The organism is Enterobacter sp. JBIWA005 (assembly GCF_019968805.1).
Taxonomy (GTDB): Bacteria; Pseudomonadota; Gammaproteobacteria; order Enterobacterales; family Enterobacteriaceae; genus Enterobacter; species Enterobacter vonholyi.
This window is the reverse complement of sequence record NZ_CP074159.1, coordinates 3,465,337-3,480,924: the sequence shown is the minus strand read 5'-3', so window position 1 is coordinate 3,480,924 and position 15,588 is coordinate 3,465,337. Positions and strand designations below refer to the sequence as shown.

The window sequence follows — 15,588 nt, the reverse complement described above, 5'->3', positions numbered from 1 at the left end:
AATACCACTGTATAACACTGTTATACATCCCGAGAAGATGCGAGAAAATCCCGTATGTAGAACAGCCAGCCGCACACGGAAAATGATTACGTCATTCATTTCAAAAATAGCAACAAAGACAATGATTGTTTTAAATATTGCAATTAAAATTACTGTGTAAATATCAGGGGGTACAAATGTCTAAACAAAACGTAAAGCCTGTATTGCTCAGTGAAACGCAGATACAGGCCATTCGAAACATTCAGAAGCAACACCGCGAAATTTCAGGTATCGGGGTTGCTCCATCTATTCACGAGATCGCCCGCGGGCTTATTGATAGTGCTCTGGCGACTCACGCAAAAATGAAGGTAACAGCATGATAGTCTCTCAACTGGCCTATGAGGTCACGCTAAAGGCTGACGAGTTTCTCAACGGCAAGAAAAAGGTCAGTCAGGAAGTAACAAATCTCAATCGGGTCATGGAGCGCTCTGAAAAGGACGCTGAAAAGGCCGAGAGAGCGCGAGCGGCAGAACGGAAGAAGCAACAACAGGAATTTGAGAAGTCCGCAAAAAACGCTGTCTCTGCCTTTCGTAATGTGACCGCTGCCGCCGCCGGGTTTCTCGGTATTGGTGCCGGACTGTACGGCATCAAGCAGCTTTTCACATCTACGGCGAATGAGATTGCTCGAGCCAGCACTCAGGCTAAATTTTTCGGCACTGACGTAAACAAGATATACGGAATGCGCAGGGGCTTTAAGCAAGCCGGGCTGGATTCCGAGGCGTTTATAGGCGCGTCTGGCGGTGCCCGTATGGCGCTGGCAAACATCAAAGACCCGACAATATTTGGCGGATTAACTGGCGCAGCGCAAAACCTTCTGACGCTGGGAGCGCGTACAGGGCTGGACATCAATGAGCTTGGCGACCCGAATAAGGCGCTGAGTGAGTTCACCCGGTACGGAAAAACCCACTCGCAGGAAAATCTTATGCAGGTGATGGCGGCAGCCGGATTCGACCCTTCCGACGCTGCCAAAATCAAATCTGGCGAACTTAAAACGCTGGTGGACTCTGAAACCAAAAAGTCCGACCTGACGGCTCAGCAGGTGAAGGAGCAGGAAGCGATTGTTAAGACGCTGGGTGAGTTTGACGCAGAGCTAGACCGACTGAAGAAGGATTTGGTTGTTGCCTTTGCGCCTGATGTCATATCGGCAATGAAAGCCTTTGGTGACTGGATAAAGAACAACCACGGCGACATAGAGGGATTTTTCAAAACCGCAGGCGATACGGTGAAGAAATTCACCGAAGCCGTTGGTGGGGCTGAAAATGCGCTATTGATTCTGGCGGGTACATACCTTGGAGGCAAGGCGGTATCTGGAGCAGCGTTAAGGGCAGTGTCGGGCGCTGTAGTCGGTGGAGGAGTAGCCGCCGGAGTTGCGGGAAACTCTGCGACAGGTGCGGCTGCGAGGTTGGCTGCCAGATTATCACCGTGGGCGGCAATGCTTTATTCTGGAGATGCCGGGGAAGCGTCAACAAAAGACATCATGGAAAGGACAGGCGCAACATGGCAATACCAGTTACTGCCAGAGAAAGATAGAAAATATTACCGAGCTGATGACACGATGCTTGACGCGGTGAGACAGGTAGAGTCCGGCGGCGGGAAAAAACTGTACAGCCCAGTGGGGGCGGTTGGTGATTTTCAATTCATGAAGCCAACAGCTATTGAGATGGGATTGCGCGTTGATAGTGATATTGACGAGCGACTAGACCCGGAAAAATCCCGCGCGGCAGCTCAAATCTATCTAAACAGGATGCTAAAAAAATATAGCGGAAACTTAGATGATGCTCTCATGGCTTACAATTGGGGACAGGGGAACGTTGACCAGTGGATAGAGCAGGGAAGGGGCGAGGGTTTCACTGATAAGAAGGGGAATTGGCGTCCCGTTCCGAAAGAGACGATGGAGTACGGCGGTAAGGTTAAATCGGCAATGGGTTTTGATACTGACGCCACGAAGTATTACCAGCAGCAGCTAGCGTTAGCCAGCATCCCGCCATCCAGCACGACAAACCACACCAATAACAGCCAGACAAGTTCAGTCCACGTTGGTACTGTTCACGTCAACACGAACCCGCAAACGGTTGACGCGCTTGCCGATAGCCTCAAGAAGCAAACCATGAGGGCGGGGACTGTTCAGGCGTTTGCGAGCGGTGTTCAGGCGTGACGGGTACGATTGGTTGTACAGAAACCCTAAGGTTTGACTATGGTTTGACTAAGGTTTGGCGACAAAGGGCGGAAAGTCATTTAGGCAATTACGGGTTTCTGACAGAAATTAATTTAATCAGAAGGTTAGGCACATCAGCATGCCACGGACGGCTGACATTAATATCTACCATGCACCCGACACGGTACGGCAAGGTGACGGTAAGGTTTCGGTAAGGGTGACGGTAAGGTTTGGCGGCAAGGGATCGGAGAAGCTGCGAAATTTTCGTAGTTCAAAAAGTGAGCTAAAAAGCAGAGCACTTTGATTTTGGTTGTACACATGGTTGTACCCATTTTTATTTAATGAATTATAAATTCATTTAAAATCAATGTATTTAGTGCTTTATTTGTCTTTCACATTAAGAAAAGCAAATAAGCTTTGCTGAACACACAAAAGCCCGCGACTATCGCGGGCTTTTTTTTGTCCAATCATACCGCCGGTTTTCTCTGTGTGAAGTCAATCACTATTCACTTTTAACCAAGTTTAAATCTAAGAAAGTAGACAATCGTCGAATTTTCATCTTAAAGTCCAGGGTCCGGTACTAGACAAAACTAGCGCCTGGTTATCAAATGGTTAACTAACTTTTCGCCGCATGTAAAAAATCGGCCAGATACGTAACTGGCCGGCGTACCTGCTGGTGTTTACAAGCACGACGACATACCTTTCGGGAGAATTATGCAATCCACTGTTAATCAAAAAGAGAGCCGAACGTTCTTCGGCCACCCGTATCCGCTCGGTTCGCTGTTCTTCACCGAGATGTGGGAGCGTTTCTCGTTTTACGGCATTCGTCCGTTACTGATCCTGTTTATGGCCGCCACCGTCTATGACGGCGGGATGGGCCTGGCGCGTGAAAACGCCTCGGCGATTGTCGGTATCTTTGCCGGTACCATGTACCTGGCCGCGCTGCCGGGCGGCTGGCTGGCGGATAACTGGCTCGGTCAGCAGAGAGCCGTCTGGTACGGTTCTATCCTGATTGCGCTCGGTCACCTGTCGATTGCGCTCTCGGCGGTGATGGGGAACAACCTGTTCTTTATCGGCCTGATGTTCATCGTGCTCGGCTCCGGGCTGTTCAAGACCTGTATTTCAGTGATGGTCGGTACCCTGTATAAAAAAGGCGACGCGCGTCGCGACGGCGGTTTCTCGCTGTTCTATATGGGTATCAACATGGGCTCGTTCATCGCGCCGCTGATTTCCGGCTGGCTGATTAAAACCCACGGCTGGCACTGGGGCTTTGGTATTGGCGGTATTGGGATGCTGGTAGCGCTGATTATCTTCCGCGTCTTTGCCGTTCCGGCCATGAAACGCTATGACGGCGAAGTTGGCCTCGACTCCACCTGGAACAGCCCGGTGGTGAAGCGTAACGGCGTGGGCGTTTGGCTGCTGGCGCTGGCGGCAGGCGTGGCAACGCTCGTGACGCTGATTGCGCAGGGCGTGATTGTGATTAACCCGGTCGCGGTAGCCAGCGTGCTGGTCTACGTGATTGCGGCATCCGTTGCCCTCTACTTTATTTATCTGTTTGTTTTTGCAGGCCTGAACCGTAAAGAGCGCGCCAGGCTGCTGGTCTGCTTTATTCTGCTGATCTCCGCGGCGTTCTTCTGGTCCGCGTTTGAACAGAAGCCAACCTCGTTCAACCTGTTTGCCAACGACTACACTAACCGCATGATCGGCGATTTCGAAATCCCGGCGGTGTGGTTCCAGTCAATCAACGCCCTGTTCATCATCCTGCTGGCACCGGTGTTCAGCTGGGCGTGGCCGAAGCTGGCGAGCATGAACATTCGTCCGAGCAGCATCACCAAGTTTGTTATCGGTATTCTGTGTGCCGCAGCGGGCTTTGGCCTGATGATGCTGGCGGCACAGAACGTGCTGAGCAGCGGTGGGGCGGGCGTATCGCCGTTCTGGCTGGTGGGCAGTATCCTGATGCTGACGCTCGGAGAGCTGTGTCTCAGCCCGATTGGCCTGGCAACCATGACGCTGCTGGCGCCGGAGAGAATGCGCGGCCAGATGATGGGGCTGTGGTTCTGTGCCAGCGCGCTGGGTAACCTGGCGGCGGGTCTGATTGGCGGCCACGTGAAGGCCGACCAGCTTGATATGCTGCCGGATCTCTTTGCGCGTTGCTCCATGGCGCTGCTGATTTGTGCAGCGGTACTGATCGTCCTCATTGTTCCGGTACGCCGCATGCTGGAAAATGCGCAGACTAAACCGGCGGCTGAAGCCTGATAAAATTCACCCTGGCGGGGCAATTATCTTGCCCCGATAAAACCCAACAGGAGAGAATATGACGATTACCTGCCCGGATTGCCAGGCACCGCTTGAGCCCCTGAACGGGGGGGCACACTGCGAAAGCTGTAATAAAGATATTGTGCTTGAAGCCCGCTGCCCGGAGTGCCATCAGCCACTCCAGGTCTTAAAAGCCTGTGGGGCGGTGGATTATTTCTGCCAGAACGGCCACGGTCTTATCTCTAAAAAACGCGTGGAGTTCGTTCGGGCCGAAGGTTAATCGCACACGCAGCCTTCGCCTTTCTTCCACAGCTCGACCAGCGACTCGGGCGCTTCCTGCTCCGGTACCAGCACGATGATATCGGTGTAGTGCGCCTGATTTTGCCCGGTCCAGATAATCTGGATGCGGAAATAGCGCTGGTCGCCGCTGCCGGGTGAAGAGGCTTGCCCGGGCGGCTGGCCGCGTGGAAAAGCCTGCTCCAGGATGCTCACCAGGCGCTGGCGCTGGGCCTCATTGAGCGAGGAGAGCGCGATGGTGCGCTGTCCGCTCAGCTTGGGAATAAAAGCGACGCCGCCTTCCCGGGCCAGCTCAACCACGGCGTCATCCGTCAGTTCCGGAACCTGCATTTACAACACTCCCACCTGTTCCCAGGCTTGTTTAATGGCCGCCCCCACGTCGCCGCCGGAACGTTTCTCTCCGTGCGCGATCGTCAGTTTTGCGAAGGCCTCAAAATCCGCATCTTGCGCCAGATTGCGATCGCAAACCGTGTCGTACCAGGCATAACCCGCTTTTTTCCAGGCGTAGCCGCCGATCGCCGTTGCCGCCAGATAAAAAGCCCGGTTGGGGATGCCGGAGTTCAGATGCACGCCGCCGTTATCCTCACGCGTTTTGATGAAATCTTTCATGTGTGCAGGCTGCGGGTCTTTGCCGAGCAGCGGATCGTTGTAGGCAGTGCCCGGTTCAGACATCGAGCGCAGCCCTTTGCCGTTGATACCTTTTGCCAGTAATCCCTCACCAATCAGCCAGTCCGCTTTATCGGCGGTTTGCTTCAGATGGTATTGCTTCACCAGTGAGCCAAACACGTCCGACAGCGACTCGTTCAGCGCGCCGGACTGCTCAAAGTAGATAAGCCCGGCTTCGGTCTCGGTCACGCCGTGGCTCAGCTCGTGCGCCACGACGTCTATGGCGATGGTAAAGCGGTTAAATATTTCCCCGTCACCGTCGCCGAATACCATCTGCTGTCCGTTCCAGAAGGCGTTCTGATATTCCCGGCCATAGTGAACGGTGCCGGTTAAAATAAGCCCTTTATTATCGAGCGAATCGCGCTGATATTCTTTCCAGAAGAAATCATGGGTAATACCTAAATACTCGTAGGCCTCATCCACCGCTATATCGCCGTTCGACGGCTGGCCTTCGTAACGCACCTGCGTACCTGGTAGTTCCTGAGTCTGCTTCGCGTCGTAAATATCACGCTCAAGCTGCCCGGCTTTATTCACGTGCGGCGCGGCGGGTTTGCCGGGCATATGTGCCATCAGCGTCTGGACATGGGTTAAGGTCTGGCGGGCACAGCGCTGCTGCGGTTCGGAACCGCTTTCGATAATACGACGAAGAATATACGGCGGAATAACGCTATTAAGATGGGTCATGCTGCTCTCCTTATTAAAAAAGGGAATAGCAGCAGTATAGTAAGTAACCGGCGAAGAATTATCCGGTTTTACGCTGACGCGTTTTTTTCACCGGTTTAATTGATTTCACTTCGCTTTCTACCCAGCCGTCTGACAGGCGCGTCGTCAGCACATCGCCTGTACTCACCTGTTTGGTTTGCTTCAGCACTTTGCCGTCCGTCGCCGTCGTCACGCTATAGCCGCGCGCCAGCGTGGAGAGGGGGCTAACCGCTTCAAGGTGGGTCACTGCATTGCCAAAGCGTTCGCGGGTGGTGCTCAGTCGCGCACGGATAGTTTCCGCCAGACGATACTCCAGCTGCTGAATTCGCGTTTGCGCGCGATAAATTTTCGGCTGCGGGTTCTGCTGGTTCAGGCGCTGGGTCGCGCGCTGCTGGCGCGATATCGCGCGCTTAAGCTGCGCGTCCACCGCAACGTTCATGCGCTGACGCAGACGTTCCAGAACGGTCTGCTGACGCGCCAGACGCAGCTGCGGGTGCTGCTGCTGTAGACGGTGGTGAAGCTGGGTAAAGCGCCGGGTCCGGTTGGCGAGGTAGTAGTCCATCGCCATCTCAAGACGCTGCTGGCCGTTCTGAATCTGACGCAGCAGCTCCAGCTGGTTGCGGCTGACCACTTCCGCCGCCGCGGACGGCGTCGGCGCGCGGAGATCCGCGACAAAATCGGCGATCGTTACGTCCGTTTCGTGGCCGACGGCGCTCACCACGGGGATCTGACTTGCAAAGATTGCCCGCGCAACGCGCTCGTCGTTAAAGCTACACAAGTCTTCCAGCGAGCCGCCACCGCGCCCGACGATTAGGACGTCGCACTCCTGACGGGCGTTCGCCAGCTCAATGGCGCGCACAATCTGGCCCGGCGCATCGTCACCCTGCACGGCGGTCGGGTAGATGATGACGGGCAGGGAAGGGTCGCGACGCTTCAGCACGTGCAAAATATCGTGCAGTGCCGCACCGGTTTTCGAGGTGATGACCCCAACGCAGTGGGCGGGGGAGGGCAGCGTCTTTTTGTACTGCTGGTCGAACAGCCCCTCGGCAGAAAGCCGTGCTTTTAACTGTTCATACTTCTGCTGCAGCAGGCCTTCGCCCGCAGGCTGCATGCTCTCGACGATAATCTGATAGTCGCCGCGCGGCTCATACAGGGTGATATTGGCGCGAACCAGAACCTGCTGGCCGTGCTGAGGGCGAAACGTCACGCGACGGTTGCTATTGCGGAACATTGCGCAGCGCACCTGGGCGGTGTCGTCTTTTAAGGTAAAGTACCAGTGACCGGAGGACGGCTGCGTGAAGTTAGAGATCTCACCGCTGATCCAGACCTGCCCCATTTCCTGCTCAAGCAGCAAACGCACCGTCTGATTCAGGCGGCTGACGGTATAAATTGAGGGGGATTGAGAGGATAACATGTGAGCGGGATCAAATTCTAAATCAGCAAGTTATTCAGTCGATAATAACCTGCTGAGAGGCAATCGCAAGCTTTTTTATAAAAAAGTGTAGATGCAATCGGTTACGCTCTGTATAATGCCACGGCAATATTTAACCACCCAGGTCAGAGATATTGCCCATGCTACGTATCGCTAAAGAAGCACTGACGTTTGACGACGTCCTCCTCGTTCCCGCTCACTCCACCGTTCTGCCGAATACTGCCGACCTCAGCACGCAGTTGACGAAAACCATTCGCCTGAACATTCCTATGCTCTCTGCGGCAATGGACACCGTGACTGAAGCGCGCCTGGCTATTGCCCTGGCACAGGAAGGCGGCATTGGCTTTATCCACAAAAACATGTCCATCGAACGTCAGGCAGAAGAAGTTCGCCGCGTGAAGAAGCATGAATCCGGCATCGTGTCTGACCCACAGACCGTTCTGCCAACCACCACGCTGCACGAAGTGAAAGCCCTGACCGAGCGTAACGGCTTCGCCGGTTACCCGGTGGTGACCGAAGAGAACGAACTGGTTGGTATTATTACCGGTCGTGACGTGCGTTTCGTGACTGACCTGAACCAGCCTGTTAGCGTGTACATGACGCCAAAAGAGCGTCTGGTTACCGTTCGCGAAGGTGAAACCCGCGACGTGGTGCTGGCAAAAATGCACGAAAAACGTGTTGAAAAAGCGCTGGTTGTTGACAGCAACTTCCACCTGCGCGGCATGATCACCGTTAAAGATTTCCAGAAAGCAGAACGTAAGCCTAACGCCTGTAAAGACGAGCATGGCCGTCTGCGCGTCGGCGCTGCGGTTGGCGCAGGTGCCGGTAACGAAGAGCGCGTTGACGCGCTGGTTGCAGCGGGCGTTGACGTCCTGCTGATTGACTCCTCTCACGGCCACTCCGAAGGCGTTCTGCAGCGTATCCGTGACACCCGTGCCAAATACCCTGACCTGCAGATCATCGGCGGTAACGTGGCGACGGGCGCAGGCGCTCGTGCGCTGGCTGACGCCGGCTGCAGCGCGGTGAAAGTGGGTATCGGCCCTGGCTCTATCTGTACTACCCGTATCGTCACCGGCGTGGGCGTTCCGCAGATCACCGCGGTCTCTGACGCGGTTGAAGCGCTGGAAGGCACCGGTATTCCGGTTATCGCTGACGGCGGTATCCGCTTCTCTGGCGACATCGCGAAAGCGATCGCAGCGGGCGCAGCTGCCGTAATGGTAGGCTCCATGCTGGCCGGTACCGAAGAATCCCCGGGTGAAATCGAACTCTACCAGGGCCGTTCTTACAAATCTTACCGCGGTATGGGCTCCCTGGGCGCGATGTCCAAAGGCTCCTCTGACCGTTACTTCCAGACCGATAACGCCGCAGACAAACTGGTGCCAGAAGGTATCGAAGGTCGCGTTGCCTATAAAGGCCGTCTGAAAGAAATTATTCACCAGCAGATGGGCGGCCTGCGCTCCTGTATGGGTCTGACCGGCTGTGGTACCATTGACCTGCTGCGTACTAAAGCGGAATTCGTACGCATCAGCGGTGCGGGTATCCAGGAGAGCCACGTTCACGACGTGACGATCACCAAAGAGTCCCCGAACTACCGTCTGGGCTCCTGATAAGTTTCCGCGCCCGGCTTCTGCCGGGCGCTCTGTTTTTGTTTCACTTGCCTCGGAATTAGCGTCAATGACGGAAAACATTCATAAACATCGCATTCTCATCCTGGACTTCGGTTCTCAGTACACTCAGCTGGTGGCGCGTCGCGTGCGTGAACTGGGCGTTTACTGTGAGCTGTGGGCGTCGGATGTCACGGAAGCACAGATTCGCGAATTCAATCCAAGCGGCATCATCCTGTCCGGCGGCCCGGAAAGTACCACCGAAGAGAACAGCCCGCGCGCGCCGCAGTACGTGTTCGAAGCTGGCGTGCCGGTATTTGGCGTTTGCTACGGTATGCAGACCATGGCAATGCAGCTGGGCGGCCACGTAGAAGGCTCCAGCGAGCGCGAGTTCGGCTATGCGCAGGTTGAAGTGGTTAACGACAGCGCGCTGGTGCGCGGTATCGAAGACTCCCTGACCGCAGACGGCAAACCGCTGCTGGACGTGTGGATGAGCCACGGCGACAAAGTTACCGCCATCCCGTCTGACTTCGTGACCGTTGCCAGCACCGAAAGCTGCCCGTTTGCCATCATGGCGAACGAAGAAAAACGCTTCTACGGCGTGCAGTTCCACCCGGAAGTGACCCACACTCGTCAGGGTATGCGCATGCTGGAGCGCTTCGTGCGCGACATCTGCCAGTGTGAAGCCCTGTGGACCCCGGCAAAAATTATCGACGACGCCGTTGAGCGTATCCGCCAGCAGGTTGGCGATGACAAAGTGATCCTCGGCCTCTCCGGCGGCGTAGACTCCTCCGTGACCGCGATGCTGCTGCACCGCGCCATCGGCAAAAACCTGACCTGCGTCTTCGTGGACAACGGTCTGCTGCGTCTGAACGAAGCCCAGCAGGTTATGGACATGTTTGGCGACCACTTCGGTCTGAACATCGTTCACGTGGAAGGCGAGCAGCGCTTCCTGGACGCGCTGAAAGGCGAGAACGATCCGGAAGCAAAACGTAAGATCATCGGCCGCGTGTTCGTGGAAGTGTTCGACGAAGAAGCGCTCAAGCTGGAAGACGTGAAGTGGCTGGCGCAGGGCACCATCTATCCGGACGTGATCGAGTCTGCGGCTTCCGCTACCGGTAAAGCGCACGTTATCAAATCTCACCACAACGTGGGCGGCCTGCCGAAAGAGATGAAGATGGGCCTGGTTGAACCGCTGCGCGAGCTGTTCAAAGACGAAGTACGTAAGATCGGTCTGGAACTGGGTCTGCCGTACGACATGCTCTACCGTCACCCGTTCCCGGGCCCGGGTCTTGGCGTGCGCGTGCTGGGTGAAGTGAAGAAAGAGTACTGCGACCTGCTGCGTCGCGCGGACGCTATCTTCATCGAAGAGCTGCACAAAGCTGACCTGTACAACAAGGTAAGCCAGGCGTTCACCGTGTTCCTGCCGGTTCGCTCCGTCGGCGTGATGGGCGATGGCCGTAAGTACGACTGGGTTGTTTCCCTGCGTGCGGTGGAAACCATCGACTTCATGACCGCGCACTGGGCGCACCTGCCGTACGACTTCTTAGGCCGCGTGTCTAACCGCATCATCAACGAAGTGAACGGTATTTCCCGCGTGGTGTATGACATCAGCGGTAAACCACCGGCTACGATTGAGTGGGAATAATTTCCCTCTGAATTAACCCAAAACCCTCTGCCCGTGCAGGGGGTTTTTTATTTTCCTATTTCCCTTCACCCAGCCGATACGCCAGCGCCACCACCAGCGACTGCGTCAGGCACAGCGTTGCTGACTGTGACCGGAACGCATCCACCTGCGCCTCTTTCACCACAAAGCAGAGGTCGCTGAACGTCGCCAGGGGGCTTATCTGGCTGTCCGTAATCACGATCTGCCGCGCGCCGACGCTGGCGGCGGTTTCGCTGACCATCACCGTCTCTTCCGCGTACGGCGAGAAGCTGATCGACACCACGATGTCGCGCGCCTTAATGCGGCTGATCTGTTCGCGCAGCATCCCGCCCATGCCGTCGAGCAGGATAGGGCGGCACTCCAGATGGCTCAGGGCATAGGTGAGGTACGCGGCGACGCTAAAGGAGCGGCGCAGTCCGGCGATGTAGATGGTGTCGGCGTCGGCCAGCAGCTGTACCGCGCGCTCCAGCATCTCCGGCTCGGCGCGGGCGGCCAGCTGCTGCAGCGCCTGCGCGTTCGAGCGGGCAAACTCCTGCAGGATATCGAGCGGCGTTTCCGGCACGGCCTCGCTCTCCATCTCGCGGAACAGCCGGGCGCGGTCGCTGTAGCTGGCGGTCTCCTCTACCAGGTTCATGCGAAACAGCTGTTTCATTTCGTTGAAGCCGGTGAAGTCAAAGGCGTTAGCAAAGCGGATTAGCGTCGAGGGCGGCACGTCGGCGCGTTCTGCAATGACGGCAACCGTATCAAAGGCCACGCTGTTGGTGTTGTCCAGCACGTAGCGGGAGACCTGCTGCAGCCTCTTGCTCAGGCTATCGTAGCGATCGCGGATTTGCTGCTGCAGTTCGTTCAGGCTGGTTGCTGTCGTCATCTTATCCCCCAAATACAGTCTTATGATTCTAAACGCAAAACCGCGTCTTTTAAATATCGGCCATCCATCTGGCAGCAAAAATGAAACAGAAGATTCAGTCATTTCCTCGCCCGAGATCCCTTAATAGCGCACGTGGCGTCAGTGGTGCTGGCTGTTAACATAAAAATCCATCCTTGATCACAATAATCATCATTTATTTTATTTCAACTTAAAATGGAATATTTGTTTCATGTATAGTGTTCAGTACACAGCGTTCAGGTAACAGTCACGAATCAACAGCGAGAGGTTAAGGATGGAGACGGTAGCGAATTTTATTCACGGCGAATGTGTCACCGGTTCAGGCCAGCGCGTTCAGGCGATCTTCAACCCGGCCACCGGCGAGCAGATCCGCCAGGTGGTGATGAGTACGGCACAGGAAACGGAGCAGGCGATTGCCGCCGCGCAGCAGGCGTTTCCGGCGTGGGCGCGTCATGCTCCGCTTAAGCGCGCGCGCGTGATGTTCCGCTTCAAAGCGCTGCTTGAAGAGAACATGGATCGCCTGGCCCGCCTCATCAGCGAAGAGCACGGCAAGGTCTTCTCCGACGCGGTGGGCGAACTGACCCGCGGCCTGGAAGTGGTGGAGTTTGCTTGCGGCATCCCGCATCTGCAAAAGGGAGAACACTCGGCGAACGTCGGTACCGGCGTCGACAGCCACTCGCTGATGCAGCCGCTCGGCGTCTGCGCCGGGATCACGCCGTTTAACTTCCCGGCGATGGTGCCGATGTGGATGTTCCCGATTGCGCTGGCGACCGGCAACACCTTCGTGCTGAAGCCGTCGGAAAAAGACCCTTCTCTGGCGCTCGCGCTGGCGCAGCTGCTGAAAGAAGCCGGCCTGCCGGACGGCGTCTTCAACGTGGTGCAGGGCGATAAAGAGTCCGTTGACGTGCTCCTGACCGACCCGCGCGTGCAGGCGGTGAGCTTTGTCGGCTCCACGCCGATTGCGGAATACATTTACCAGACCGCGTCCGCCCACGGCAAGCGCTGTCAGGCGCTGGGGGGCGCGAAAAACCACTGCATTTTAATGCCGGATGCCGACATGGAGATGGCGACCAACGCCATCATGGGCGCGGCCTACGGCGCGGCGGGGGAACGCTGCATGGCGCTCTCGGTAGTGCTGGCGGTGGGGGATAAAACCGCCGATGACCTCTGTACTCGGCTGGAGAAACAGATTGCCGCGCTGCGCGTCGGGCCGGGCCTGGACCAGTCGCCGGAAAACGAAATGGGGCCGCTCATCTCCTCCGCGCACCGCAGCAAGGTGCTGGGCTATATCGACAGCGGGGAAGCGCAGGGAGCAAAACTGCGCGTGGACGGTCGCGGCTTCAGCGTGAAGGGCCATGAGCAGGGCTACTTCGTTGGGCCGACGCTGTTCGATAACGTCACTCCTGAGATGACCATCTATAAAGAAGAGATTTTTGGCCCGGTGCTTTCTGTGGTGCGCGTAGCAGATTACGCCAGCGCGGTGGATCTGATTAACCGCCATGAATATGGTAATGGTTCGGCGATCTTCACCCGCGACGGCGGCTGCGCGCGCCGCTTCTGCGAAGAGGTGCAGGCGGGCATGGTGGGGGTCAACGTGCCGATTCCGGTGCCGATGGCATTCCACAGCTTCGGCGGCTGGAAGCGTTCCATCTTCGGTGCGCTCAACGTTCACGGCAGCGACGGCGTGCGTTTCTACACCCGAATGAAAACCATCACCGCGCGCTGGCCGGAAATGCAGCAGGAGACAGGCGCTGCGTTCTCCATGCCGACGCTGGGCTGACAGGAGGCGTTATGCAAACCGAACGTATGACCATGGCCCAGGCGCTGGTCCGGTTCCTTAATCAACAGTACGTTAGCGTGGATGGCGATGAAACTCCCTTCGTGGAGGGCGTCGCCACCATCTTTGGGCACGGCAACGTGCTGGGCATTGGCCAGGCGCTGGAGCAGGATCCCGGCCATCTGCAGGTGATGCAGGGCTGCAACGAGCAGGGCATCGCCCATATGGCGACGGGATTCGCCAAACAGCACCGTCGTCAGCGCATCTTTGCCGTCACCTCCTCCGTCGGGCCGGGCGCCGCCAATATGGTCACGGCCGCGGCAACCGCTACGGCGAACCGCATCCCGCTGCTGCTGCTTCCGGGCGATATCTACGCCAGCCGCCAGCCGGACCCGGTACTGCAGCAGATCGAGCAGTATCACGATCTCAGCATCAGCACCAACGACTGCTTCCGTCCGGTCTCCCGCTACTGGGACCGCATCTACCGTCCCGAGCAGTTGATGAGCGCAATGCTTAGCGCGATGCGAACGCTTACTGACCCGGCAGATACCGGTGCGGTTACGATTTGCCTGCCGCAGGACGTGCAGGGGGAAGCGTGGGATTACCCGCTAAGCTTCTTTGCGCGTCGCGTGCACCACATCGAGCGTCGTCCACCCGATCCGCAGCGTCTGGCGCAGGCGCGGGCGCTGATCGCCCGCAAGCGTCGCCCTCTGGTGGTGTGCGGCGGCGGGGTGCGTTATTCCGGCGCGCATGAGGCGTTTCGCGACTTTGTCGAGACGCTGCAGCTGCCGTTTGCGGAAACTCAGGCCGGAAAGGGGGCGCTGGTAAGTGACCACCCACTTAACCTCGGTGGCGTAGGGGTGACGGGCGGAATGGCGGCCAACCAGCTCGCGCCGCAGGCTGACCTGGTGATTGGCATCGGCACGCGCCTGACCGACTTTACCACCGGCTCCAAGGCACTCTTTTCCCATCCGGACGTCGAATTTCTGCTACTGAACGTGGCCGAGTTTGACGCTCTGAAGCTGGACGCTACGGCGCTGATTGCCGACGCTCAAACCGGACTCCAGGCATTGACCCACGCGCTCGGTGATTACCGCAGCGGCTGGGGAGAGGCGATCGCTGAGGCGAAATCCGCCTGGCGCGACGAGTGCCGCCGCCTGTGGGATCGCCAGTGGCGTCCTGACGATGCGCCCGAAGTGGCGGGGCACCTGGACGCGCAGCTGGCGGAGTACGGCGAGGCGCTCAATACCCGCCTGACCCAGACGCGGGTGCTGGGGCTGATCAACCAGCATGTGGAAGATAACGCCATCGTGGTGGCCGCGGCCGGTTCGCTGCCGGGCGATTTACAGCGCCTCTGGCAGGTCAAAACGCCGGACAGCTATCACCTGGAGTACGGCTACTCCTGCATGGGGTACGAGATTGCGGCGGCCATCGGCGCGAAGCTCGCCAGACCCGGGCTGCCGGTGTACGCCATGGTGGGAGATGGCTCCTACATGATGCTGCACTCCGAGCTGCAAACCGCCGTGCAGGAGGGTATTAAGGTTACCGTTTTGCTGTTTGATAACGCCAGCTTCGGCTGCATTAACAACCTGCAGATGGGGCACGGCATGGGCAGCTTTGGCACGGAAAACCGCCACCGCAACCCGGAAACCGGACGCCTTGACGGTCCGCTGGTGAAGGTCGATTTTGCGCAAAACGCGGAGAGCTACGGCTGCCGCGCGTGGCGGGTGAACGATGAGCAAAGCCTGCTGGCGGCGCTCGAGGCATCGCGGGCGCATCCCGGCCCAACGCTGCTGGACATCAAGGTGCTACCGAAGACCATGACCCACGACTACGCCTCCTGGTGGCGAACCGGTGATGCGCAGGTGGCGGAATCGTCTGCCGTGCGTGAAGCCGCGGAGCAAACGCAGGCGCAGGTGAAAAAAGCCCGTCAGTATTAAGTTTTTCCGCCGTAACGAAATTTTCATTTCATTTTTATTTTCCCCTCACCCCAGCCCTCTCCCCAAAGGGGAGAGGGAGAAAAGACCGCGCCGTACCGTCCCCTTTCCCCTTTGGGGAGAGAGTTATGGTGAGGGGCACATCTCCCGCGATGTTGTGAGATTGATAAC

The 15,588-nt window shown here is 57.3% G+C and carries 12 protein-coding genes; 8 read left to right on the top strand and 4 right to left on the bottom strand.

Features of this window, described 5'->3' with window-relative positions:
- Positions 1-176 precede the first annotated feature (176 nt).
- The 4 genes from KGP22_RS16430 to KGP22_RS16415 all read left to right on the top strand — a co-directional run bounded on the left by KGP22_RS16430 (position 177) and on the right by KGP22_RS16415 (position 4,730).
- A complete protein-coding gene (locus tag KGP22_RS16430; RefSeq protein WP_223539366.1) occupies positions 177-359 on the top strand; it encodes a hypothetical protein in 183 nt (60 codons plus the stop codon).
- On the top strand, positions 356-2,194 hold the full coding sequence (locus KGP22_RS16425) for a transglycosylase SLT domain-containing protein (protein WP_223580181.1): 1,839 nt from the start codon (positions 356-358) through the stop codon (positions 2,192-2,194). Before KGP22_RS16430 ends, KGP22_RS16425 begins: the two co-directional genes overlap by 4 nt.
- 714 nt (positions 2,195-2,908) lie before the next feature.
- Positions 2,909-4,450 (top strand): peptide MFS transporter, encoded by a 1,542-nt coding sequence (locus tag KGP22_RS16420; RefSeq protein WP_223580180.1) that lies wholly within the window; start codon positions 2,909-2,911, stop codon positions 4,448-4,450.
- A 58-nt stretch (positions 4,451-4,508) separates the two neighbouring features.
- Positions 4,509-4,730 (top strand): zinc ribbon domain-containing protein, encoded by a 222-nt coding sequence (locus tag KGP22_RS16415; protein WP_223580179.1) that lies wholly within the window; start codon positions 4,509-4,511, stop codon positions 4,728-4,730.
- Here KGP22_RS16415 and KGP22_RS16410 read toward each other — a convergent pair.
- Genes KGP22_RS16410 through xseA form a run of 3 tightly spaced genes read right to left on the bottom strand, consistent with a single transcriptional unit; the run spans position 4,727 to position 7,529 of the window.
- Entirely contained in the window at positions 4,727-5,077 is a 351-nt protein-coding gene (locus KGP22_RS16410) for a protealysin inhibitor emfourin (protein ID WP_025757698.1), read from the bottom strand. The two genes, KGP22_RS16415 and KGP22_RS16410, sit on opposite strands and share 4 nt — an antisense overlap.
- Positions 5,078-6,097, bottom strand: a complete 1,020-nt coding sequence (locus KGP22_RS16405) for a M4 family metallopeptidase (protein ID WP_111965157.1) — start codon at positions 6,095-6,097, stop codon at positions 5,078-5,080.
- A gap of 58 nt (positions 6,098-6,155) precedes the next feature.
- Positions 6,156-7,529 carry an exodeoxyribonuclease VII large subunit gene (gene xseA / locus KGP22_RS16400; RefSeq protein WP_223580178.1) on the bottom strand — a complete coding sequence of 458 codons (1,374 nt, stop codon included), beginning with the start codon at positions 7,527-7,529 and terminating at the stop codon, positions 6,156-6,158.
- Between the two features lie 158 nt (positions 7,530-7,687).
- Between xseA and guaB the strand changes: the two genes are divergently transcribed.
- A complete protein-coding gene (gene guaB / locus KGP22_RS16395) occupies positions 7,688-9,154 on the top strand; it encodes an IMP dehydrogenase (RefSeq protein WP_008502128.1) in 1,467 nt (488 codons plus the stop codon).
- A gap of 67 nt (positions 9,155-9,221) precedes the next feature.
- Entirely contained in the window at positions 9,222-10,799 is a 1,578-nt protein-coding gene (guaA, locus tag KGP22_RS16390) for a glutamine-hydrolyzing GMP synthase (RefSeq protein WP_223580175.1), read from the top strand.
- 55 nt (positions 10,800-10,854) lie between these two features.
- On the opposite strand, the gene KGP22_RS16385 is transcribed toward guaA, so the two are convergent.
- The gene (locus KGP22_RS16385) at positions 10,855-11,685 is read right to left on the bottom strand and encodes a MurR/RpiR family transcriptional regulator (protein WP_223580173.1); all 831 of its coding nucleotides are present in this window, start codon (positions 11,683-11,685) and stop codon (positions 10,855-10,857) included.
- Between the two features lie 292 nt (positions 11,686-11,977).
- On the opposite strand from KGP22_RS16385, the gene KGP22_RS16380 reads away from it, so the two are divergent.
- Together KGP22_RS16380 and iolD are read left to right on the top strand one after the other, a co-directional pair.
- The gene (locus KGP22_RS16380; protein ID WP_149366386.1) at positions 11,978-13,483 is read left to right on the top strand and encodes a CoA-acylating methylmalonate-semialdehyde dehydrogenase; all 1,506 of its coding nucleotides are present in this window, start codon (positions 11,978-11,980) and stop codon (positions 13,481-13,483) included.
- A gap of 11 nt (positions 13,484-13,494) precedes the next feature.
- Positions 13,495-15,420: a 3D-(3,5/4)-trihydroxycyclohexane-1,2-dione acylhydrolase (decyclizing) gene (iolD, locus tag KGP22_RS16375; protein ID WP_223580171.1), complete on the top strand. Its 1,926-nt coding sequence runs from the start codon at positions 13,495-13,497 to the stop codon at positions 15,418-15,420.
- Positions 15,421-15,588 lie beyond the last annotated feature (168 nt).